General features: G+C 29.5%; 20 protein-coding genes and 1 pseudogene. 7 read left to right on the forward strand and 14 right to left on the reverse strand.

All coding sequences use genetic code 11. The features are described 5' to 3' along the window. Positions 1-198: 198 nt before the first annotated feature. On the reverse strand, positions 199-729 hold the full coding sequence (locus R5397_RS00005) for a P13 family porin (protein ID WP_421622450.1): 531 nt from the start codon (positions 727-729) through the stop codon (positions 199-201). A gap of 484 nt (positions 730-1,213) precedes the next feature. Here R5397_RS00005 and R5397_RS00010 point away from each other — a divergent pair, with 484 nt between their 5' ends. Then, positions 1,214-1,801, forward strand: coding sequence for a hypothetical protein (locus tag R5397_RS00010; RefSeq protein WP_421622451.1), 588 nt, complete (start codon positions 1,214-1,216; stop codon positions 1,799-1,801). Here the strand turns inward: R5397_RS00010 and R5397_RS00015 are convergent. From R5397_RS00015 to R5397_RS00030, 4 genes are all read right to left on the reverse strand, one after another. Then, entirely contained in the window at positions 1,784-2,059 is a 276-nt protein-coding gene (locus tag R5397_RS00015; RefSeq protein WP_421622452.1) for a hypothetical protein, read from the reverse strand. The genes R5397_RS00010 and R5397_RS00015 overlap by 18 nt on opposite strands. A gap of 48 nt (positions 2,060-2,107) precedes the next feature. Beyond that, a complete protein-coding gene (locus R5397_RS00020; protein WP_421622453.1) occupies positions 2,108-2,467 on the reverse strand; it encodes a hypothetical protein in 360 nt (119 codons plus the stop codon). A 5-nt stretch (positions 2,468-2,472) separates the two neighbouring features. Further along, on the reverse strand, positions 2,473-3,099 hold the full coding sequence (locus R5397_RS00025; protein WP_421622454.1) for a hypothetical protein: 627 nt from the start codon (positions 3,097-3,099) through the stop codon (positions 2,473-2,475). A gap of 90 nt (positions 3,100-3,189) precedes the next feature. Continuing rightward, complete coding sequence (locus R5397_RS00030) at positions 3,190-3,801, reverse strand: hypothetical protein (RefSeq protein ID WP_421622455.1); 612 nt, start codon at positions 3,799-3,801, stop codon at positions 3,190-3,192. Positions 3,802-3,874: 73 nt separating this feature from the next. Here R5397_RS00030 and R5397_RS00035 point away from each other — a divergent pair, with 73 nt between their 5' ends. Both R5397_RS00035 and R5397_RS00040 read left to right on the forward strand, forming a co-directional pair. After that, complete coding sequence (locus R5397_RS00035) at positions 3,875-4,102, forward strand: hypothetical protein (protein WP_421622456.1); 228 nt, start codon at positions 3,875-3,877, stop codon at positions 4,100-4,102. A gap of 189 nt (positions 4,103-4,291) precedes the next feature. Further along, a complete protein-coding gene (locus R5397_RS00040) occupies positions 4,292-6,079 on the forward strand; it encodes a phosphoglucomutase (RefSeq protein ID WP_421622457.1) in 1,788 nt (595 codons plus the stop codon). Between the two features lie 69 nt (positions 6,080-6,148). Here the strand turns inward: R5397_RS00040 and trpS are convergent, their stop codons facing one another. The 3 genes from trpS to R5397_RS00055 all read right to left on the reverse strand — a co-directional run bounded on the left by trpS (position 6,149) and on the right by R5397_RS00055 (position 9,234). Continuing rightward, positions 6,149-7,204: a tryptophan--tRNA ligase gene (trpS, locus tag R5397_RS00045; RefSeq protein WP_421622458.1), complete on the reverse strand. Its 1,056-nt coding sequence runs from the start codon at positions 7,202-7,204 to the stop codon at positions 6,149-6,151. 2 nt (positions 7,205-7,206) lie between these two features. Next, positions 7,207-8,280: an AI-2E family transporter gene (locus R5397_RS00050; RefSeq protein WP_421622459.1), complete on the reverse strand. Its 1,074-nt coding sequence runs from the start codon at positions 8,278-8,280 to the stop codon at positions 7,207-7,209. Between the two features lie 96 nt (positions 8,281-8,376). Then, positions 8,377-9,234 (reverse strand): hypothetical protein, encoded by an 858-nt coding sequence (locus tag R5397_RS00055; RefSeq protein ID WP_421622460.1) that lies wholly within the window; start codon positions 9,232-9,234, stop codon positions 8,377-8,379. 102 nt (positions 9,235-9,336) lie between these two features. On the opposite strand from R5397_RS00055, the pseudogene R5397_RS00060 reads away from it, so the two are divergent. Next, positions 9,337-9,498, forward strand: a pseudogene (locus R5397_RS00060) (TIGR00159 family protein); the annotation flags it as partial. 874 nt (positions 9,499-10,372) lie between these two features. Here R5397_RS00060 and arcC read toward each other — a convergent pair. From arcC to arcA, 4 genes are read right to left on the reverse strand one after another with little or no spacing between them, the layout of a single operon-like run. Further along, positions 10,373-11,305, reverse strand: a complete 933-nt coding sequence (gene arcC / locus R5397_RS00065) for a carbamate kinase (protein WP_421622461.1) — start codon at positions 11,303-11,305, stop codon at positions 10,373-10,375. A gap of 17 nt (positions 11,306-11,322) precedes the next feature. Then, the gene (locus R5397_RS00070; RefSeq protein WP_421622462.1) at positions 11,323-12,738 is read right to left on the reverse strand and encodes a YfcC family protein; all 1,416 of its coding nucleotides are present in this window, start codon (positions 12,736-12,738) and stop codon (positions 11,323-11,325) included. Positions 12,739-12,788: 50 nt separating this feature from the next. Then, positions 12,789-13,784 carry an ornithine carbamoyltransferase gene (gene argF, locus R5397_RS00075; RefSeq protein ID WP_421622463.1) on the reverse strand — a complete coding sequence of 332 codons (996 nt, stop codon included), beginning with the start codon at positions 13,782-13,784 and terminating at the stop codon, positions 12,789-12,791. Positions 13,785-13,803: 19 nt separating this feature from the next. Continuing rightward, positions 13,804-15,033 (reverse strand): arginine deiminase, encoded by a 1,230-nt coding sequence (arcA, locus tag R5397_RS00080; protein ID WP_421622464.1) that lies wholly within the window; start codon positions 15,031-15,033, stop codon positions 13,804-13,806. 155 nt (positions 15,034-15,188) lie between these two features. Here arcA and R5397_RS00085 point away from each other — a divergent pair, with 155 nt between their 5' ends. The 3 genes from R5397_RS00085 (at position 15,189) to R5397_RS00095 (ending at position 17,935) form a co-directional block, all read left to right on the forward strand. Then, positions 15,189-16,790, forward strand: a complete 1,602-nt coding sequence (locus R5397_RS00085; protein ID WP_421622465.1) for a hypothetical protein — start codon at positions 15,189-15,191, stop codon at positions 16,788-16,790. A 6-nt stretch (positions 16,791-16,796) separates the two neighbouring features. Continuing rightward, positions 16,797-17,387: a viroplasmin family protein gene (locus R5397_RS00090; protein WP_421622466.1), complete on the forward strand. Its 591-nt coding sequence runs from the start codon at positions 16,797-16,799 to the stop codon at positions 17,385-17,387. A gap of 95 nt (positions 17,388-17,482) precedes the next feature. Next, the gene (locus tag R5397_RS00095; protein ID WP_421622467.1) at positions 17,483-17,935 is read left to right on the forward strand and encodes a hypothetical protein; all 453 of its coding nucleotides are present in this window, start codon (positions 17,483-17,485) and stop codon (positions 17,933-17,935) included. Positions 17,936-17,990: 55 nt separating this feature from the next. Here R5397_RS00095 and R5397_RS00100 read toward each other — a convergent pair whose 3' ends face one another. Further along, positions 17,991-21,434: an LPS-assembly protein LptD gene (locus R5397_RS00100; RefSeq protein WP_421622468.1), complete on the reverse strand. Its 3,444-nt coding sequence runs from the start codon at positions 21,432-21,434 to the stop codon at positions 17,991-17,993. After that, positions 21,389-24,229, reverse strand: coding sequence for an excinuclease ABC subunit UvrA (uvrA, locus tag R5397_RS00105; protein WP_421622469.1), 2,841 nt, complete (start codon positions 24,227-24,229; stop codon positions 21,389-21,391). Before uvrA ends, R5397_RS00100 begins: the two co-directional genes overlap by 46 nt.

The raw sequence follows: 24,229 nt of genomic DNA on the forward strand, positions 1-24,229 counted from the left end.
AGACTTTTAATCCTTTTTCTTCCTCTTCTAATTTACAGTCTTCCTCAACTTTCTGTCGTTCAAACAACTATAACCACAAAAGACATAATTTCAACAAAAATTTAAAAATTACATATTAAAGATATTGTTACCTTGTAATAAGGTAACAGTAAGTAAACATATTAAAAACTATACTTAATTTTATTTTACACTTTATAATCAATACTTCTTAGTAAAAGCAAGTTCAAACGACAAACCAGCATTTTCGTTAAAATTTACTTCAAATTGAGGCTTAAATCCTCCCAAGGATATACCCAATTTTTCTCGAAGTTTCCTATTATAACTAGACGCATATGTAAATGGACTTATTATCTCAACAATTCGTGTTATAAATAAAGTAATTCCACCCAAAGACACCAAGGATAATGCAAACGTTGGTGTATTCATACCTTTATATTGAGAAAGAGAATATATACCACCACCAATCAAACCAAAACCCAACATATCAAATCCTAAAATCAGTAATCCACCAGTAAGATTTCCTTGCATGAATGAACCTGTACCAAAACCCACAAAAAAATTCAATAAAAAAGGCACCAAAGTACTTTGTTTATGAATTTCATAAAGTAACAACTTGTTATCCTTATTACCTTCAGTAGCTACAGTAGCAGAAGCCATTTCATCATAACTTTGGGCAAAACTAACAACAATACAAACAAAAAGTAACATTAAAATTAATACTTGTTTCATAAAACACCACCTTACCTTCCCAAAAAAAAATGCTCAACATTATTATAACATACAAAAAATCAATAATTCTCTTACGATAAACCAAAGGTACTTTGGGTTTCTTCCTATTAATAGAAGTTTAGAAAAACATGAACGTTATTCAAAAAAGAATATTAAGAGTAGTTACTTAAAATAGAACAAATCTTTTTATAAAATCAATAATTGATATAAAGCAAAATATCATTAAATTTGAATAATTGCTGGTTCGAATTCTTTAATAATCTAAACCTTCTTGGTTTGTGATTAGATCTTAAATAACTTTTTTTACTATTTTGACAGATATCATAATATTTTATCCTAATTAAAACTTAATGCCTTATATTTAGGTTACTTAACAACAAGTTTTTTCTAAATTAAATAAAAAATTTTTACTTTTTTATATATTTCTCTAAATATGCATTATATTTTAAGATTATGAATTGTATAAATAATTTATTAGATATTTATGAAGAAAAAGAAACTTTATATTCAAAAGGAAATAAAATTGCGCTATATTAAAAAATATCTACCTTTTATTCTATTATTAAACCTTATCAACTGCAATTTATTCAATAAGGACAATATTATTAGTAATCTTAACAATAATCAAAAACAAGCTTTCATATTTTTCAAGAACTCACTTAAAAACAAACAATATTTAAAAGATTTAGAGCAAGCAAGTAAAAATTATTTAAAAGATTTAAAGACAACCAATAAAGCTCTTAATATACAAAATAAGCTTAATCAAGGACTTAACTGTGACTATGGTGATAATAAAATAGAAAAATTATTTGCTCAACTTGGAAATGAAAAAACGAAAAAATTCCTTCAACAATTACATCTTATGCTAAAAGCTATTAATGACGGCACACTTATAAGCTTTTTTTCATCATCAAATTTTAGAGTATTCAACACTTTAAGTCAAAAAAAAGAACAAGCACTACAATATATAAAGAGTCAATTATACATTGAATTTTATTTCCACAGTAATGATATTATTAACACAGAACATTTCTTCCAAAACACAATGAACTTGCTAAACATTCAAAGTTAATTTTCGATTATAACCTCTAAAAAGAGTACTATTATCAAATTTTTGTAGATTACAAATTATTAAATCAATCTGTTTTTGAATATCAATTGTATACCGAATTACTTTAATAAGTTTGTCAAAGTGTTCAATTTCATCAATACTTAATTCTCTTCTTTTTCTATATTTAAGATAGTTTTTAAATACTTGATAATTTTCGATAACAAACTCATATACAAGTAACTTAAGAATTGATTTTGATAATATTAAACAAAAATGCATACCTAAAAAATATTGGTATGCATACTCCTACTTTCCCATTCTTTCTCTTTATTCTTCCTCTTTTAGTTTTTTTTCTAGTTCTTTTCCTCTATCTAGTATCTTTTGCAACAAATTACTAATCTCTATTCCTCTTTTTTCAACCTCTATAACTGCAGCATTACTATTTTTACTATTGGTCAGTGCATTAAATATATTATAAAATTTTTCCGCTGTCATATTTTCTTTCGGCAAGTGAGAACTTCTCAGAACAAGAATATTGTGCGATGCACAACTTAACATGTAAGTATATTCATTTATTTTCTGACTAAGATTTATAAGTTCTTCCATAGTAGAATACTTATCAAAAATATGGCGATTTTTCAGGTTCCCAAAACTTCTCAATAAGGAATTGAAAGTAGCAAATGACATTCTGCCTAAAACATATTCAATAAATTTTTAATAGCAGGTTGATATCGACTATATAGCCTCATCCTATCTGATGCATACATACTATGATAATCGGACTTGAAAACACTACGAGGGGGATACATTGTATATATTGCAAATGCTAAAGCATAAATAAGATCAGAATTATACCTCATAGCTCCATAAATAATTTCTGAATTAAAACTATAGTCCCATTCTCTTATGTCAAAGATCTCATTAAAGACCAAAAACGGAAAACCTTCTCCTTCACTACTATTAACAGGTTCATTACCCTTAATATGATGTTTAAATTCATAAAGCACTTCTTTTACTTCATAAAATTGTTTTAAAGCTTGTTCTTTTGTTACTGCTATTTCATCTAGTTCAATTAAACACATATTTAAATCTATTGGATCAATTATGTCTTTTTGTTCACCTGAAGGAGGAGGAACAGGAGCAGGGGGAACATCGGGAGGAGGAAGGGGAACATCAGGGGAAGGAGGGGTAACAAAAGAAAACGGGATTGGGTTTTTACTCTCAATTACCATTCTATTCGATCTAGCTTCAAACAATTTTTGAGCTAAACTTCCTTCTTCTCTTATTTTTGCATTGTGACCACAACTTATCACAAACACAACTAAAAAACATCATACTTACTCTTACCATTAAAATTCTCCTTTTTTTTTTATAATTTATAAAAGTTCTAACTATTAAATTTAAAAATTTTAACTATTATTATTCAGCATATCATCAACATTAAGAACCAATCTTTGTTTCTCTCTTATAACCAAACCTCTATTCATTAAATCTGATAGATAATTCCTTATTCTATAATACGATAAATTCGTATCCCTCTTAATATCCCTCAAAGACTTTATGGTACGATTATCATATTCCAAATTAGATGCAATAAATTCAAGTGATTCATCAACACTTTTAGACGGTTTTTTATTCTCTACTACACTAGGAATGCGACTACCTTGTATCTTTTTAACCTTACCTCTTGTAGGTAATGGAACAGAGTGTAATAACTTTTGTTCATAAAACTTATGATAAGCATTCTGTATTATACAAAATACCATTGCTAAAAATATATCTAGACACACAGACAATAATAGTAATGAATAAACAAAAATTATATTAAGATAATCATCACGAGCAATAACAACAGATGTCCCATTCAAAACATTAGCCGCTTTAATGCGATTATTATTTATAGCTGTTGTTTCAATCAAATTACCAAGTTTAAAACGCAAATCCCTTAAAGATTGTAAATGCTCATCCCTTTGATTAAACAAAATCTTATTCTCTTTGGTTGCATTCTCAATTTCTCTCATGTAATAATTATAGGACTTGTAACACAATCTGTAAGTTCATGGATGAGTTTTGAGAGTTTTTTTAGCTTGATGTTTGAAGATACTATTAGGTATACTTAGGTATACTGTTGCAAGTATTAAAAAAAGTCAAGGAGAAAAGGAAGAAGGGCTTCGTAAGCTACTCTCTAGTAAAGAGAGAATAATTGAAGGTGAAATATCTAGTATTGATATTAAGATAAAGAATAATAATGATCGTATAGAATTTGCCAAGAATAAACATTTGAGCTTAGACTATACATATAAAACTATGAAGCAAGATTAATACAAATAATTGCTACTCTCTCTAAGAACGCAAACACTGAAGCCCTAGACACACCTTCAACCACACGCTTCCTTAGTAAATATAAGAAAAGCAATAAATAATGTCTATTGTAATAGAATATGTTACTATAATCATAGTACTACAAATAAAGACAAATATTAAATAAAATATACTAATGAACAGAAAAATATGCTAAAAGGGTATACATTAAATATGACAAATCTAAGAGATGCTATTAATGAAATGATACTTTCTCATTCAGGATTTAGAAAGATATTTGCAAAATCAAAAAATGAAAATTCAATAGAATATGAAATAAATGATGACGACAAAATATTGGTTGCTCTTATAACCTTTACAATATCAAATTATTTTAAAGATAAACCAAGAAAATACATCAATGTTGGATTAGATTCAAGAGCAACAGGAAATATAATCTCAGAGATAATAATTAAAACCTTAATTTTAAATAATAACAGTGTAAATTTTTTTGGAATACTCCCAATACCAGAAATCTTAGCCTATACAAAAGAAAATCAAAATTCAAAAGGATTTATATACATTTCTGCCAGTCATAATCCTACAGGATATAATGGCATTAAAATTGGATTAAATGATGGAGGCGTGCTAAATTCAAATGAAACAAATAAAATAATACGTCAGATCAGATTCAACATTGAAAATGAAACTTTAATAAACAATCTAATAACAGGCTTACAAAAGTTTAATACCAATGCTATGCAATTAAAAACATATGAAGCAATTATCACTTCACAGGCTAGACATAAAACACAATCTTATAACTCATATAAGTCATTAATGCAACAAATAATATATTCAGATACACATAATCAAAAAAACATTGACATACTAAAAAAAACTATAAAAAAAGAACCTATAGGAATCATAGGAGAGATGAATGGTAGTTCTCGCATTAACTCAATTGATAGGGAAATGATTGAATCTTTGGGAATAAAATTGGAATTTCATAACACAGAAATTGGTATCTTTAAACATGGAATGACTCCTGAAGGGACATCTTTAAACATGTGCAAACAAATATTAGAACAAAAATTTAAGAATGACAATTCTTTCAAATTAGGATATGTCCCTGATTGTGATGGAGACAGAGGCAATTTGGTCGCAATTTTAAAAAAAGAACAAGCGAGTATCATTACACCACAAAAAATATTTGCACTCTCAGTACTCTCAGAGCTTAGCTATCTTTACCATACGGGAATTAAAGACAATTTAGCTGTCGTAGTTAATGATGCAACCTCACTAAACATTGAAAAAATAGCCTCGTTATTTAACACAAAAGTTTATAGAGTGGAAGTTGGTGAAGCTAACTTAACAGAAATGGCTGACCTTTTACGAAATAAAGGATTAATAGTAAAAATTTTGGGAGAAGGATCAAATGGGGGAAATATTACATACCCTTCAAAAGTAAGAGACCCACTAACAACTCTCTTTAGCATCATAAAATTGCTTAAAATCAAAAATCTTTACAAAATATGGTGTTCAATATCTAATAATTCATATAATGAACACTATACTCTTGAGGACATATTAAAGACAATCAATTTTTATAGCAATGTAGAAGTATCATCAGAAAAAGCCATGCTTAAAATAAAAGCAAAAAATCAAGAAATACTAAAAACCAACTACGAAAAATTATTAGAAAAAGAATTCAACAATAATACCGTATTACAAAAACTACCAATACATAATTATGAAATTATAAATTATGAGGGTATCAAACAAACTCTATCTAGAACAGGTGACTCATCAGGAGGGCTTAAAGTTTTATTTAAAAATAATAAACATGAAATAATTGCTAGTTTATGGTTCCGTGGCTCAAAAACGGAACCAATATTTAGAGTATTAAGTGAGGTCATATCTGAACATAATGATTTACTATATCCTCTCTTAGATTTTCATACAGATTTAATACACTCGGCTAACTCTTTAACCTAATTAACATACAGAAATTATGACACAAAATTCAAACAAATTGATTTCTTATGGTTAATTACGCGGTACAACTTACATACTTGGATTATTTTTTAAAATTTTCTCTACATTTCTTCTAACCCCATTCCACGTCTTTGATATACCCATTAAATTTTTAGCATTTTTTATAACTTCTACTGCAACTTTTCTAGTTTTACTTGTCCCTTCAAATATTATTTCATCAATATAACCCTTTTTAGCTTTAAAAAATTTTCTTCTCTCTCTAATTGGTATTAAAAATTGATTTAAAACCTCAAAAAGCCTCTCTTTAACTTCAACATCTCCAATTGTACCCTTCCTATACCTAGTTTTAAACTCATAAAGCTCATCAATATTACTATTAAAAAGATCATGATAAATAAAAACAGGATTACCATCAACTTCTCCTGGTATATCTGCTCTCACTCTTTTTGGATCTGTAAACATAGACATAACTTTCTTACGCAATAATTCCTCATCATCACTTAAAAATATCGCATTACCAAAACTTTTACTCATCTTAACCTTGCCATAAATTCCCACAAGAGCCTGAGAATCTGTAAAGACAGCTTCAGGGATTGGAAAAAAATCTCCATAAAGATAATTAAATTTCCTAGCAAGTTCTCTTGTAAGTTCAATATGAGCCTCATTATCACGTCCAACTGGAACTAAATTAGCCTTTGTCATCAAAATATCCGCACTCATAAGAACAGGATAACCCAAAAGTCCATAAGGAATCTCAGATAGTCCAGCAGCAATACTCATGTCCTTGATACTAGGAATCCTTTGCAAACGATTAACCATTACAATCATTGACAGCACTAAATTTAACTCTAAAAGCTCAGGTATAGCTGATTGCAAATAGATATTAACTTTTTCAGGATTAATCCCACACGCCAAATAATCCAAAACCATTTCTCTAACATTAACAGATATTTCATTAATGCTTTTTAAATCTGGTTTTGTAGTAAGAGTATGCAAATCCGCTATAATAATATAAGTCTCATATTCCTCCTGATACTTTAATCTATTAACAATAGACCCAACATAATGCCCTAAATGAAGAGAGCCTGTAGGTCTATCCCCTGTAAGCATAACTTTTCTCTGCAAACCTAACTCTCCTTATTATTATCAACACTTAAGATCTTTGAACCACTTAAAAACACAGAAAAAGGTTTTAAACACACTATATTATCTACTATTACTTTTATAATCACTGTAAAAGGATAGGCTATTAAAAGTCCCACAATACCCCAAAGCCATCCCCAAAAGAAAAGAAAACAAAGCAACAAAAAAGGAGAAAGATCAAGCCTATGTCCTTGCATCTTAGGCTCAAGAATATTCCCAATCAACATTTGAACAAATGTATTATATATAAATATATAAAAAACCAAATTTAAATTAGGATAAAACTGTACTAAAGCAGCTATCACAATAAAAAAAACTGCTAAAATTGAACCTATACTTGGAATAAAATTAAAAACAAATGTAAGAACGGCCCATACACGAGGAAAATCTTGTCCAAACAACTTTAAACCTATAAACACTAAAAACCCTGTAAGACAACTAACAAAGAGCTTTATTCCCAGATACTTACTAATCTGATTATTTATTGTACTTAAAGCCTCAATAAATATACTCGAAACAGATTGTTTAAAAGCATTTTTAACCTTGATATCAAAAATGTGTATTTCTGATAGTAAAAAATATAACAATAAAAATAATACAACCAAACTACTTGCAAATCCAATAATCTCATTAGATATCCGAGTTAAAAAAGGATAAATATATTTAGAAAAATCTATATTGCTAATAATATCACTATCTAACTTATATTTTTCAAGAATATCTACCATAATAAAAATTAACTGCTTCTGATAATAAGGTAATTGATCAATTAATACAGTAACACTATAATAAACAAAACTAAAAACCAAATAAGAAAATGAAAAAAGAACAAAAAAAATTACAAAAACTATTAAAACTCTTGGGATCTTTAGTTTTTTAAGAAAAGTATAAATGGGATATACCAAAAACCCAAGAACCACCGCAATAGCTAAAGGTTTAAATATTGTTTGTGCTATTTTTAAAATAGCAATTAACATTACAATCAAAGCTACAACATAAAACACAGACTGTAATTTAACAAACTTTAATCTATCAGTTGATTTTAGCTCTAAAGACATCTCATTGCTCCTTCAATATATCTTAATTATTATGAAAAATATTTAAAAACAAAATCAATATTCACTCACGAATATTTGCCAAAATTTAAAATCAATTTATATATTTAAATGAATCTTTTCCATTATCCAATTATATAACTTAGTTCCCTTACTATAATTAGCTTCGGCTAAATCCCCTACTCTTTTCTCTTTAACTAGCCTCTTAGCATTCTCAGCATTGCCATGATAAACCGTCAACGTATTTTTATAATGATTTAAGCTGTTATTCAAAATTTCAAAGGCTGGAATATCATTAAAACCATCTGCAATATAAAACATATTTTCAAAAGGAATCTCTCTTCTACCTTTAGGAATCCTCTTATTAATTTTATCATAAGATCCCTTATTTAGCTCGAAAATTACCCGGGTTTTTATTGTATGATCTACGAAATAACATACGCTACTTAAAACAACATTTTCTGAAAATTTATTATCTAAATTCTGATAAAAAGGCATAAGGTATGTGTCTATAAATTCACAAGCCCAAACCTTAGTAACATAAGGAGCAATACTACTGCCCAAAATCATCTGCCTAAAACCACTTGAAACAACATAAATATTTATCACAGTAGCTGATTTCTTTAAACTTCGATTTATTTCATCGATTTCTTTAAACAAAGAAAGAACTCCTTCAAAAAATCTCAATTTTGAGCCCAATTCAAATAATATTTTATTATTTAAGCCTTTAAAAATACCTTCCCTGACATATGTTAAAAAATGTGACAAATATATCATTTCATTAGCAATAATATTACAATGATTTTTATTATAAGTAATAGATAAATTTTCAACTTCATTCCAAAATAAACTAGCATCAACATTATACTCATCAAAAAGTACCTGTTGCATATTACCATAAATTAAAGTGTCATCAAAATCAAATATCAAAGCTATAATCTTTTCTTTTCTACCCATAAACAAAAAATAAATTTAAATTAACATTAACTCGTATTATAATATATACTTATATATGGTAAGATAATACCATATATAAGTATATATTGAATAAAAATGATTATGATAGATATAAGTAGTATAAATCAAATAAAAGATATTACATCTAAAGTATTAGATATAAGTTTAATCAGCATTTTAGTTTATTATGTCTATAAAAATGTCATTAATTCTTATTCTGTAAATTTACTCAAAGGAATGATCATCATTACATCTATTGGTATCAATCACAAAAAACTACTAAATAAAACATAGCAAATATATTGCCAATTTATTGTGTATAAGTTGAGATAATAAGATACGATACCTCCCAAGCTAATAAAAAAACAAATTTTTCTGTAGCATTGGGTTGCCAACCAGTCCATTTATCATTTCTAAGTAGATAATTTCTTACATAATCTACAATTAAGAACAGTAGACAAGTTTCTCTATCATTATTTCTTTAGGCTTTTCTTAAAATATCTTATCTCTTAATTGACTATTGTTCAAGATCAGATTAAACAATAAGATTATTATATACCCCCATTAAAATATTTATACGAGCTAAAATATGAAAAATTTTTCTGCAACAAACTCAAAAAAGCTAATAGATCCGCATAATTCCCAATCCCTTTTATTTGCTAAGTAGGCTACCCATTCTTCATTTTCAAGTTTCACATTAACTATTTAAAATCTTTGATCTAAGGTTTTGGATTACTCAAATCTACCTATTAGAGTCTTAGAATCTATAGCTAGAATACCAAATTCAGTTTCTCAGATACTCTACCTACAGCAAGCGCCTGCATTCTCTACTGTAGACTTAACATGCCAACAAAAATAGTTAGAGTCTCTTTGGTCTAAAATTTTAAGGTAAGGAATAGGGTTTCTCATTACCTCAACTAATACACTAATATTATCGCTCGATCAGTCCTTATCTCAAGTAAAACGTGTATACAGACTATTTTCATTTAAACCTAAGCACTGCTTACTTGCAAAATACGATAAGAATTATCAACAAACATAGTAAAATCATAATCATAAAGAAATAATATAAATATGTTCTTACATCTACTATCAGTAGACATCTTACCCAACCATATAATAGTATCTATTACATTCCCTAACTAGTTATCATCGTGCCTCCCACACCATTTATTCCTTCAATAACTTTATTCAGTGATGTAATAATTGCCTCCCTATTTCCTTTAGACTTTACAAATCCAATACTTGCCTCTACTTTAGGCAACATAGACCCTGATGCAAAATGTCCTTCTCCTATATATCTCTCTAAATCAACAATATTTACCTTGTCAAGTAAAATTTCATCCTTTTTGCCAAAATTTAATGCTACCTGATCAACAGCAGTAACTATCAATAATTTATCTGCTCCAATATCTTGTCCTAACCTAGATGACGCAAAGTCCTTATCAATTACTCCACTTACTCCTTTAATAATTCCTATGTCATCTCTTATAACAGGAATACCACCTCCTCCACACGCAATCACTATAAATCCTTTATTCATTAATTCACTTATCTCTTCAATTTCTATAATCTCAATCGGCTTAGGCGATGCTACCACTCGCCTATAACCTCTTCCACTATCTTCTCTCAAAATATATCCCCTACTTGCAAGCTCTTCCGCTCTTATCTTATCATAAAATGGTCCAATAGGCTTGCTAGGCCTCTTAAAACACTCATCTTCTTTATCCACCAAGACTTGCGTAAGCACTACTACTACTCCCCGTCTAATTCCTCGCTTACACATCTCATTCCGCAGTGCCTGCTCAATATAATACCCTATCATCCCTTGACTCATACCAACACACACATCAAGCGGTGCCAATGGTGTCTCTTTACACATCTCATTCTCTAGTAAAATCCTTCCTACTTGCGGGCCATTACCATGACTGATAATTACCTCATAACCATACTCTATTAAATCTACTATCTCACATACACTGCTCTCTATTCTTGCTAATTGATCACAAAATGTTCCTTCTCCACCCTCTAACGCATTCCCCCCAAGACTTATTACAATTCTTTTACTCATACATACTCCCTAATTTTTTACAAATATACATTTGCCATTATCACTAAAATACATATTACAAATTCAATCACAAATATTGGCATTACAAATTTAAACCAACTACCATAACTAATCCTTGCTATACCCAATACAGCCATTATAACTCCACTTGTTGGGGTTAATAAATTAACTAGACCTGATGCTGTTTGCATACCCAACACAACTGATGACCTTGGCATGTCTAAAAAATCAGCCAATGGCGCCATCATTGACATCGTTAAACTTGCATGTCCCGATGATGAAGGCACAATAAACCCTATACACATCTGTACAAGTTCGTTTAACACTACAAATAGACCTTTAGGTACCCCATATAAAAATTCTGATGCTGCATTTAATATAGTTCCCGTAATCATTCCCTCATCAGCTACTATCATCACTCCCCGAGCCATGCCTATAATAAGAGCTGCTGTCATCATATCTTTAGCTCCCTCTACAAACGTTTCCCACATCTTTAATTCGCTCATTTTACATATAAACGCTGATAAAATTGCTGTACCAAGATATAACATCGTCATCTCTTGCATCCACCAACCAAGCTCCAAAATACTATATATTAAAAATATAATCATAACCCCATATAATACCAATACCATCTTTCGTCTATTTGTAAATTCAGGCATGACATTTTCCTTATCACCCATCTTACTTTTAACAAATAGATTATAATGCCCTTCCCTTTGTTCATACACAATAGACCTCTTAGGATCATTCTTTATCCTAATCGCATATATCAACACATACACTATAGCTACAGACACAGAAACTATATACAAAATAATACGAAAATAAAAACCATCCTTTATTTCAATACCAGCTATCGCTGATGCTATACCTGTAGCAAATGGATTAATAGTAGATGCCATGGTTCCAACACCAGCTCCCAATCCAATAATTGCAACAGCTACAATATTATCATAGCCCAAAGCTATTACTAATGGAATCATAATAAGATAAAATGGAAGTGTCTCTTCATACATACCTGTTGTAGTCCCTCCTATGGAAAAAATAAACATCATAAATGGTATCAAAAGTTTATCCTTATTTCCCATTTTTTTAATTGATGCAGCTATCCCTGCATCAACCGCACCGGTTTCTAAAATCACTCCATAAGCTCCACCAACAATCAAAACAAATACAATAACTTCAACAGCATGCTCCATTCCTTTAGCCATTGCTGTTAAAATAGTAAAAATACCATCTAAAAATCCCCGAGAAGCCCTTTCTACTGTATGATAAGTCCCCGCCATAACAACTTCTTGTAACTTTCCATTAACTTCTCTTGTTTCCTTAAAAAATTCACCGGCAGGAACTATATAAGTTAATACAGTCATAAACACTATTAAAGAAAATACTATTGTAAAACTACTTGGCATTTTATTCTTCTTAACCATCTTATCTCTCCTAATAAATTTACATTTCCCTAATCTAAATTTATAACTAATTATCCCAAAGTCCCAACCATTACAGCCTTAATAGTATGTAACCTATTCTCAGCCTCATCAAATACAACAGACTGACCACTTTCAAAGACATCATGTGTAACCTCAATACCTTCAAGCCCATATTTATCAAATATTTCATTACCAAGCACCGTATTCAAATCATGAAAAGCTGGTAAACAATGCATAAATATCGCATCTTCCTTTGCCAATTTCATAAGCTTACTATTAACTTGATATGGTCTTAACAGCTTAATTCTTTCATTCCAATTAGTCTCTCCCATAGACACCCAAACATCAGTATAAACAATATCAGCATCCTTCACTGCTTCCTCAAGAGAACTAGAAATAGCAATATTACCGCCACTCTCAGCAGCTATCAATCTTGTCTTGCTTACCAATTCTGGATCTGGAAAAAGTTCTCTTGGCGCAAATATTCTAAAATCCATTCCCATAATAGCACACCCTTCCATTAAAGAATTAGCAACATTATTTCTACCATCGCCACAAAAGACCATCTTCAAATTTTTCAAACATCCCTTATGTTCTTCAATAGTCATAAAATCAGCAAGTACTTGTGTTGGATGGGCAACATCTGTTAACCCATTATAAACCGGAACATTAGCATACTTAGCTAAATCCTCAACTGCTTTTTGAGAAAACCCTCTAAATTCAATAGCATCATACATTCTTCCTAATACCCTTGCGGTATCAGCTATTGACTCCTTTTTACCTATCTGACTACCGGTCGGCCCCAAATAAGTAACATGGGCTCCTTGATCATAAGCAGCAACCTCAAATGCACATCTTGTTCTTGTTGAGTCCTTCTCAAAAATTATAGCTATATTTCTTCCTTTAAGTTTTTGTTCTTCAAATCTTGCATACTTAGATTTCTTCAAACTATGAGACAAATCAAGTAAATATCTCACATCTTTTTGAGTAAAATCTAAAAGTCTTAAAAAACTTCTCCTTCGTAAATCGTCTCGTAAATCATACATAAATATCTCCTCCTTTAAACTAAATATCTTCCCTTATTAAAGGCATAGACATACACCTAGGGCCTCCTCTTCCTCGTGAAAGCTCACTAGAAGGCATTTTATAAACTTTAATCCCAAATTCCTCAAGCAATTTATTAGTTACATGATTCCTAGAATAAACTATTACTTCTCCAGGTGCTATTGCTAAAGTGTTAGCACCATCATTCCACTGTTCCCTTGCTCCATGAATTAAATCCCCTCCAGCACACTTTATCATATTAACTTTACTTCCAAGATAGAAGCCTAAAATATCCTCCAATCTCGCCTTTTCACTCTTAACCTTAATACTGCCAGAACCCAAATCATAAGTCAAAGCATAAATGGTAAATTTCATATCCTCACTAGTAAAACTTGTAAAAGTAGTATGATCTATTTGAGTAAAAACCGTATCTAGATGCATATAAGCCCTACTTTGCGGGATTTGAAAAGCTAAAATAGTACTAAAAGATGTTTTTTGTTGAAAAAGTTTGCGGGCTACTTTTTCAACAGATTCAGATTCGGTTCTCTCAGAAACACCAATAGCCAAAACATCACGACTTAGAACTAACTCATCTCCACCTTCTAACGTAGTATCTTCATCTCTAGTATACCATATAGGAACATTGTCTCTATAAATAGGATGATATTTAAAAATATACTCTGCAAATATTGTTTCCCTACGTCTAGCCCTAGTTTGCATCCTATTTATTGTTACACCATGACCAATACTCGCAAAAGGATCTCTCGTAAAGAGTATATTGGGCATAGGATCAATAATTAAAGGATATTCACTGTTTACTAAAGAGTTTAGAGAATCAGATTTATAATTTTTAAGATCATCCCTTGTAACCCCAGCTATCATTTTTAAAATCATGTCATTAACAGACATATTATAAAAATAATCCTTCAAAGCTTGCGTCTTATTCTCAGTTCTGATCCCTGCTTCAAGAATAAATTGTGATATAAATTGCTCTTTGACACTATCACACTGAGAAATAGTTTCACTAATTAAATCCTCAATATAGACAACTTCAACTCCATTATTTCTTAAAATATCCGCAAAGGCATCGTGCTCTTGCCTTGCCACTTCAAGATAAGGAATATCATCAAACAATAACCTCTGCATTATTGAAGGAGTCAGATTTTCCAATTCTTCTCCTGGTCTATGTAGCAACACTCTCTTTAAACGACCTATTTCTGAGAATACATTTATTGGTTTTAAATACTGCATAACAAAAACCTCTATTTTTATAAAAAAGTTTAAAAATTTTTAATTTATTATACTTAGTTAATATATTAAAACTTAAACGATAAAAAATCAACATAATTAAAACCTATAAAAAACAAACAAGCTTAATACTTAACTAAATATGATAAAATATTGATATGCAAAATCTTACATATATTACATATATATTCACTTTAATAAATCTCTACCTAATATGTTCGTGTTCTTTGTTTAGCAAAAGTGATCAAAAAAATTACGGTTCAAATACTATCCTGTTAACCCATAACTACCCACCTAATCATGCCCTCGTAACTAATATGACATATACTACATATCACATACCATCACATCTAATAAACACATTATTAGAGCATACAAGATCTCCCAATTTATTAAAAACATTAGCAATAGATTTAAAAATAAGTCCCCAAAAAATAGAAGAAATACAAAACTATCTACTGGCCTATCAAAGACACCTAAATAATTCACAAGAATGGAAAAAATTTATTGAACAAAGCAATATAAATGGATATTTAATCATTAAAGTTGATACAAGTTTTAGAGAAAAATCTGACGAAATTAAACTAAATTCACTTAATAAAAAGTTTACAGAGCTAACAGAAGCACAAATGTATTTAGACAAGGAAATTTTAGCATCATTAGAACAAATATTTCACGAAAAAAATATGGGATATATACCCATTGAAAACACTAACTCTTTTTTCCCTCAAGACAGCATAACCAATTATGCTGTCAATAAAGATATAATAAATGGAATAGAATACATATCTCCTCACATAATAGCAAATCAACTATTAAAAATTAATGACAAACAATACTTCAAGAGATTCATGCTTCATTTACAAATTGAAAATAACAAAATAACAGAAATACTGCAAAAACAAATAATGGCTGATGAATACAATAATTCATACTATTCAACAAAATCACAACAAAAATTAAACCCAACAAATAATTACAACTTAATCCCTAATATTATAGATCCAGAAACAGGAATAGAAATAACACCGCAAAAACTAAGATCCATTTTATCAAATGGAGACATACTGCTAATAAAACCAAAAATAGATTGGACTGACTTTTTCTACTTTTGGCAACACACAGGAATATTTGACGCTGATAAGTATGACAATACAAAAAAAATTGTATTTAAAGGAGAAGACAGCTTCGATATAAAATCAGTAATCACAAGCAATCAAATCAAATTTGACACAGCATCTGTTCAAGGTTCAGGCTATGAAAAACTCACAACTTATATACAATCAAGGATACTAAAAATATTCTCACCCATAACAGATAAAAGAACTATCCAAAAAGCAATAAATTTTGCTAAAAACAGATATGTTGACAATAATTTTGGATATATGGTGCCCCTGTTATCTTCTAATATGTGGACTGACTCAATTAATCTTGAAGAGCTCCACCATAAAACTTATTGCTCATTAGTAGTTGACAGAACATACAGAATAGCTGGTCTTGATGTCTCAAGAAATTATGAAGTATCTGGTATAGTAACTCCTGGAGAGATAAACGCAGCTGCTTACGATTTTTATATGTCATACACAATATCAGGAATATTTCCTAGTATGTTACCAAAAAGAGTTATCAAACCAACTCTTAGAGAAAAATTTATTGGGTATAATAGAGAAATAAAAGATTTAATAGAAATAAAAAGTTCAAAAGAAAAAAGGTTTGGCAGATCTTGCAATATAATTAATTCTTGGTGCTTAGGGAGTTAATTCAACATGAAAAAATACTACGCATGCATATTAAACGACAAAAATGAAAAAATAATCTTTACATCTTGGGAAGAATGCAAAAACAAAATTGTAGGACAAAAAAATAAAATAAAGAGCTTCAAAACAAAAGAAGAAGCAAAAAATTGGCTCTCAAGAGATGGAAAGAGCGATATCTACCCAGCAGGAATATACTTTGACTCTGGAACTGGAAGAGGCAAAGGAGTAGAAATTAGAGTTGTTAATGAAAAAAGAGTATCCATACTAAACAAAGTAATAGATCAAAGTCTAATTAATGATTATAATAATTACTACGTTAAAGATTTTGATGGAATTAGCAACAATTATGGCGAACTTTTAGGACTGTATATTGCACTCAAAATAGCATTACAAGAAGACACAAAGAACATATTTGGAGATAGCAAACTAGTAATTGATTATTGGTCTAAAGGATTTTACAATAAAAACTTAAACAAAAATACCATCAAATTAATTCAAAATGTGACCAAATTAAGACATATTTTTGAAGAAAAAGGAGGAACAATACTATTGATATCAGGAAACAATAATATTGCGGATCTTGGCTTCCATAAAAGGTGAAATAATATTTATACAAAGCAAAACACATGCAAACACAAAATATTTTTAAAATATGCATAATCATACCGATCATAATCTCCTGTAGCACAATAAGGTTGAAACAAGAATATAAAACAAGTTTTAAGATAATAAAATCCAATGCCCAATATATCAGTGTAGACACTATTGAGGCAACAGACGAATACATCTATATTGAGTGTACAAATACAAGTGACGAAATCGTAAAAATAAACTGGCAACATACAAATTTAAACTCCAAAAACATTGTTACAACGAAAAATGATACTAAACTAATAAATAACCTCAAAATTTATAAAAATAAATATAAAGAACTATTAATTGGACTAAGAACTTCTCAATCATTTAAAATTTATTTATTAGGGAAACCTGAGCAAAACACTAAGATCTCAATCAATAACTCAAAAATACAAAAGCATATATTTAACAAAATCAAATATCCAGCTACTTTAAAATTGAGTATAACAAAAACTAACATTAATCCAAACCAAATCATTGATATTGTAATATCAAAAATCCCAAAAATGTAAAAAAGTTCAAACCTATAAAAATCATTATTTTAAATAGATAATCAGCTAATACTATTTATTTCTTAGATTTACGGTTAATTAAAAGTTCATACTTAGTATTTGCATTACTTTCCAACGATGATTTAACAGGTTCAAAGAAATTCCAAGAAATATAAATTGAAAAATTATTTCTCCAAATAGAAGAATACCTATCGCTATTATCCTTTAAAATATCTGGACTTAAACTATACTCTCCGACAAATTGCCAATCATAAAAATTAAATTTAAAGCTCGTACTAATTTTCTTGATTTTAAATAATGATTTCTTTCTATCCTGAATATTAAAGAAATTAAATGACTGAAACAGATCCGCAAACAAATTAACCGTTTCAAACTCAGCCTGTTCCATATATCCTCCAAAATATCTAAAAGTTTTAGTATTAATAGAACGAGTTGAAAGATTCAACTCAAAAAACTTGGTATACCTAAACTTAAAAGTAAACTCAAACCAAAATTCATTATCAACAAATTTTTGCAAATTCATTTTCCATCCAATATCTGTTCCCAGTCCAATTTTAAGTTTTTCATCAAAAAACTTAAAATCATATAAATCTTTTTTATACTGAAAACTTAAAGAATAGGGAATAAGATTAGTTGTAGACCCTACCTTTGCAAAATCGCCAATCAATTTATCATACTTATACTCAAAATCATTTTTCATAGCAAATTCAAATCGAAAATCATAAACATTAAACTTAAACGAAAGTTCAGATAACCCATTAATCAAAGGATCATAAGCAACAAGAAAGATAAGCTTTAAATAATCTAAATATCTTGGCTCTATCTTATAATATAAAGCAGGATGCATTTCTAAATTTTTATAAGGAGAAATGGGTTTTAAAGGTTTTAAATTAACAGAAGTATTTTTAAAAACAGACTTTTTCTCGTCTTTCTTAAATTTTTTATCATATTTAATTCCAATACCTACTTCTTGTAACAAATAAGGAAATTCCATAGCAAACTTGAGCTCAGAAGAAGCATATATACTTTCAAAAGTATTTTTCAGCACACCTGAAAGACTAGTAGTAAAAAATCTATAGTCATAAATCAAGCCGAAATTCAATTCTTGATGCAAAGTCTCAGGACTTTTTAAAAAAATGGTATTGTTCTTGCCATCCAACATCTTAGAATCTTTATCATATTTTTTATCAAATGAATAAAGAGTAATTTTGTTCTCAAACTTAATACTACTACGAGAAAAAGCAGGATACAGCATAAAAGGCAATAAATTTAAATTAACTTTATTAATAAGTGAATGTTCGCCCTTCTTATCTTTATCGACTAAATTATAATCTTTGTCTAAAGGATTATACTCAGTAGTACTAAGATACAAAACATCTTCAAAAGTAACAAGCCGATTATAAAAATCAGCATGAAATTTCAAATCTATTTTATTTTTAATCTCAAACAAATAGGTCTTCACATCATATTTAAACTCCTGGGGAGATTTAAATTTAGAATCATCAAAAAATATATTATTTTTAAAATAAGGATTCATTCCCAATCTTATATAAAAAGAATCTTGCTTACTCAGATTATCAGAAACAATTGGTTTGGGGGATAAATAAACATCTTTGGTTAAATCTTTTTTTTCCACAAGTTTCTTTGCATTACTTTTATCTTTGTCATCCTCAACATCATCTCCAACATTTTTGACCTTGGGTACCATAATTATTTCTTTACCCTTAGAATTAGAAAGAGAAGTCCAACCGTTATTATAAAGCTCTTTCTGAAAATTTAAATCGATATAAGGCAGATAAACTCTCTCTAAATAAAACCATTTCCTAGTTGGATCGTTAAAACTTTTAGGATTTTTACCAAAAATATTCTCATAACTTGCCAATTTAAAAGTAAATCCAAGATTATTTAATCTATAATCAATAAGGGTATTATCATAAAAAGTTCGATTATAAAAAGAAGATAAATTCCAATCGAATCCACTTATCATCTTTTCTGTCTCTGATGAATCTTTTAGAGGACTTAAAATGGAAAAAAATGTTGCGCTCTCTAATCTATCTTTAAAGTCAATCATCACATAAGGATCTGAATAATGCTCAAAAATCAATGAAAAAAGCGCATCACTGACTAAAAATTCAGACTTAGATTTAAGCAAATACCTAAAGGGAACCTCAAATCCAAATATGTCACCCTTATTTATATTATCAAAACTAAAAAGGGAGTAATTGATACTATTACCCGAAAAAGGACGATAGTCACCTGAGAAATTATGATCATATAGAGTTCTTGTCAAGCCTATACCAAAACTACCTTCAAAAGTTTTAAAAAGATCTAAAGTATCACCTAAATTAAAATCAATACCTGAATAAAACCCCAAATTAGAATAAATATCAAAAATCAATTTAACATGGTCTTGATTAACTTTAGAGACAATATCTTCTGCAAAGAAATAAGTTAAATAACCATTTCTAATATAAGATTTTTTATCTGAATTGTATACTGAATGAAAATCAAAATCTAAAAAAGAAACTTCATCAATATTAGCAGATTTTTTCCCCAGTAAATATACAGTATTAAAAAGAGTAAGACCTTTTCTTGAAGAATATCCTAAAGACGGATTAAAAAACAAACTATCACCTGGTTTAAAAAAAAATGGAATATAGAATATAGGTACTCTTCCTATATAAAACACAGCATTTAAAACACCAAGATCCCCAGATGGCAAAATCCATATCTTAGAGGCCCTAATAGAATAATAAGGTTCTGGAACCTTACTAGTTGTAATAAAAGCCTCTTCTAATATGTTTGAATCATTATCCAATTTCCTTAAAACTTTGCCCCCAAATGAAACAATATGATCAATTAAATTTTTATTCATTTTCTTTTGAACAATTCCATTTTTGAGAAGAAAATTCTGAGAATCAAAATCAATAAATAATTCACCACCATAAAAATACAACTTCTCATCAGTACTTAAATCAAATTTATATTCAACATTTCCACTAGAAAAAAGCTTCTTGGAATTTTTATTAAAAATAATTTTATCACCCTTAATGTTATGCTTTTTATTATCTTTAATGTCTTCAATAATAAGATTTACTTTTCCTTTAAATACGATAGTTTCATCCCCAGTAATCTCATAAGTAAAATTTTCAAGATTATCTGTACTTTCAATGATTATTTTATATCTGCCTACATCTTTACTATCTTTTGAAAAAAGTTCAGGAGATATACCAAATTTTTCCAAAAGTAATGACTTTATCTTAGAAACATCTTTCTCCTCAATACCTTCTCTTAATGCCCATTTTTTCAAATCTTCATCACTAGAAAGTTCAAGTTCTTTCAAATTAGCTTTTTGCATTAAAGTTAGATTTTTCTTATCTTTTAAACTTTTCTTATCATTAACATCTTGAGCAAACAAGATAAAACAATTAAAAATACTTACCAAAAATAATATTACAAAAGATCTTTTAAAAACATTCCCGTATAGGAACTCTTGCATTTTGAAACCTCTTCAGGAGTTCCAGATACAACAATATTTCCTCCAGATACTCCACCCTCAGGACCTAAGTCTATTATATAATCTGCCTGTTTAATCACATCTAAATTATGTTCTATAAGGACTACAGTGTTTCCATTTTGAACAAGCAATTGCAATACCTCTAACAATTTCCTTATATCATCAAAATGCAAACCTGTTGTTGGTTCATCAATAATATAAAAAGTCTTTCCTGTACTCTTTTTGCCAAGCTCAAAAGCCAATTTGATCCGCTGAGCTTCTCCTCCTGAAAGTGTTGTTGATGCTTGACCTAATTTAATATATTCAAGCCCCACTTCTTTTAAAATCTCTAAATAATGATTAACCTTTGGAATATTTTCAAAAAAAATTTTAGCCTCAAGAACACTCATTTCTAAAACATCATAAATATTTTTTCCCTTATACCTAATTTCCAAAGTTTCCTCATTAAATTTTTTTCCCTTGCACAAATCACAGGGAACAAAAACATCAGGCAAAAAATGCATCTGAATATTTAAATATCCATCACCTTGACATTTTTCACAACGCCCACCCTTAACATTAAAAGAAAATCTACCTGCCTTAAATCCTCTTGCTCTAGACTCTGGAAGCTTTGCAAAAAGTTCCCTAATCTCTGTAAAAAACCCAACATAAGTTGCAGGATTTGATCTTGGTGTTTTACCTATTGGTTTTTGATTTACTTGAATAACTTTATCAATTTGCTCATACCCAATGACATCTTCAAAACCATCAAAATAACTTGTATTTGATTTTAACCTACTATCAAGAGCAGGATATAATATCTCATTAAGAAGGGTACTCTTTCCACTACCAGAAACCCCCGTTATTACAGTAAAAACTCCCAAAGGAATATGCACATTAATATTTTTTAAATTATTTTTACTAGCATTCAAGAGTACAATCTCAGCTTTTCCTACTTTACGTCTTATTTTTGGAACTTCTATTTTAAGTTGACCGCTTAAATACTTGCCAGTCATACTATGGTCATTATTTAAAATATCAGATAAAGTTCCCTTAGCAACTATTTCCCCACCATAAATCCCAGCTCCAGGTCCAACATCAATAATATAATCAGCGGTACGCAAAGTCTGCTCATCATGCTCTACAACAATTACCGTATTACCAAGTTCTTTCAAATTAACAAGAGTACTTATTAATTTTTCATTATCCCTTTGATGTAATCCAATACTAGGCTCATCAAGTACATAAAGAACTCCAGCAAGAGCCGATCCTATTTGAGTAGCAAGTCTAATTCGTTGAGCCTCACCCCCTGAAAGAGTCCCAGACATCCTATCTAAATATAAATAAGAAAGTCCAACATCAATCAAAAATTTAAGCCTGCTTTTAATTTCTTTTAAAATCTCCCTAGAAATTTTAAGATTAAGCTCATCGAGCTCAATCTTATCAAAAAAAGAATAAGAATCTATAACAGAAAGATTACTAAGTTCTTGAATATCTTTGCCGCACAACTTAACAGACAAAGCCCCAAGACTTAATCGCTTACCTTTGCAAGAATTGCAAGTTTTGCGAGACATTAAACCCTCATAAAATGATCTAGCACTCTCAGACTCAGTTGCAAGATAACGCCTCTTTAAAAGAGGAATAAGGCCCTCAAATTCCTTAGAATAATAAAAACCACCCTTTATTTCTTTACTCTCCATTTCTTTAGATTTATAGATAAAATCTATCTTTTCATTGGCACCATACAAAATCTTTTTAAGAATATCTTCAGAAATATCTTTTATAGGAGTATCTAAACTAAAACCATAATGTTTAGCAAGTCCCTTAAAAATTGATAAAGCCCAAGACGAACTGGGTTTAAAGGTAATAAATGCATCATCATTAAAAGAAAGCTTCACATTAGGACAAATCTTCTCAAAATCAAAATCAAGTGTAATGCCAAGACCCGAACATTCACTACAAGCTCCAAATGGACTATTAAACGAAAAAAGCCTTGGTTCTATGACAGGAAGAGAAAAACCACACAGAGGACAACTATTATGTTCTGTAAAGATTTTATCTATTTTTTCTAAATCATTTTCAATCTCAACACGTAAATACCCATTAGAAACCGATAAAGCAGTCTCAATAGATTCTGAAAGTCTAATTCTTATATTACTACTCAATTTTATTCTGTCTACTATAATTTCAACATTATGTTTCTTATTTTTATCTAAGCTCAAATTAACAGCATCTTCTATCAAATAATCTTGAAAATCTACTCTTACCCTACTAAACCCTTGATTTAATATCTTTTCAAGCTCTTTTTTATGAGCACCCTTTGCACCCATAACAACAGGCGCAAATAATATAACCTTAGACCCTTCAGCATAACTTAAAATAGTATTAATCATATTATCTAAAGATTGTTCCTCTATTAAACTTCCATCATTTGGACAATATGGCTTACCAATTTTAGCAAATAGCAATCTATAATAATCATAAATTTCAGTAATTGTACCAACAGTTGATCTTGGATTACTGCTTATTGTCCTCTGCTCAATTGAAATAGCAGGAGAGAGTCCACCTATATATTCAACATTGGGTTTTTTCATTACTCCCAAAAACTGCCTTGCATAAGATGACACAGACTCCATATATCTTCTCTGACCTTCTGCAAAAATTGTATCAAAAGCCAAAGAGGACTTACCAGAACCACTCTTCCCAGATATAACTACCAAACTATTCCTTGGAATATCAACATTAACATTTTTTAAATTATGCTCTCTTGCACCTCTGACAGTAATTTTTTCTCTCAA

It is taken from the genome of Borrelia sp. MN22-0132, from assembly GCF_049201035.1.
GTDB classification, from domain to species: Bacteria; Spirochaetota; Spirochaetia; order Borreliales; family Borreliaceae; genus Borrelia; species Borrelia puertoricensis.

Coding starts and splice junctions, on each gene's coding strand:
- R5397_RS00020 (WP_421622453.1), bottom strand. CDS start 2,467: ATGTCATTTGCTACTTTCAATTCCTTATTGAGAAGTTTTGGGAACCTG.
- R5397_RS00040 (WP_421622457.1), top strand. CDS start 4,292: ATGCTAAAAGGGTATACATTAAATATGACAAATCTAAGAGATGCTATT.
- R5397_RS00055 (WP_421622460.1), bottom strand. CDS start 9,234: ATGGGTAGAAAAGAAAAGATTATAGCTTTGATATTTGATTTTGATGAC.
- R5397_RS00070 (WP_421622462.1), bottom strand. CDS start 12,738: ATGGTTAAGAAGAATAAAATGCCAAGTAGTTTTACAATAGTATTTTCT.
- R5397_RS00100 (WP_421622468.1), bottom strand. CDS start 21,434: ATGCAAGAGTTCCTATACGGGAATGTTTTTAAAAGATCTTTTGTAATA.
- argF (WP_421622463.1), bottom strand. CDS start 13,784: ATGTATGATTTACGAGACGATTTACGAAGGAGAAGTTTTTTAAGACTT.
- R5397_RS00030 (WP_421622455.1), bottom strand. CDS start 3,801: ATGAGAGAAATTGAGAATGCAACCAAAGAGAATAAGATTTTGTTTAAT.
- R5397_RS00005 (WP_421622450.1), bottom strand. CDS start 729: ATGAAACAAGTATTAATTTTAATGTTACTTTTTGTTTGTATTGTTGTT.
- arcC (WP_421622461.1), bottom strand. CDS start 11,305: ATGAGTAAAAGAATTGTAATAAGTCTTGGGGGGAATGCGTTAGAGGGT.
- arcA (WP_421622464.1), bottom strand. CDS start 15,033: ATGCAGTATTTAAAACCAATAAATGTATTCTCAGAAATAGGTCGTTTA.
- R5397_RS00010 (WP_421622451.1), top strand. CDS start 1,214: ATGAAGAAAAAGAAACTTTATATTCAAAAGGAAATAAAATTGCGCTAT.
- R5397_RS00085 (WP_421622465.1), top strand. CDS start 15,189: ATGCAAAATCTTACATATATTACATATATATTCACTTTAATAAATCTC.
- R5397_RS00050 (WP_421622459.1), bottom strand. CDS start 8,280: ATGTCTTTAGAGCTAAAATCAACTGATAGATTAAAGTTTGTTAAATTA.
- R5397_RS00090 (WP_421622466.1), top strand. CDS start 16,797: ATGAAAAAATACTACGCATGCATATTAAACGACAAAAATGAAAAAATA.
- R5397_RS00015 (WP_421622452.1), bottom strand. CDS start 2,059: ATGCATTTTTGTTTAATATTATCAAAATCAATTCTTAAGTTACTTGTA.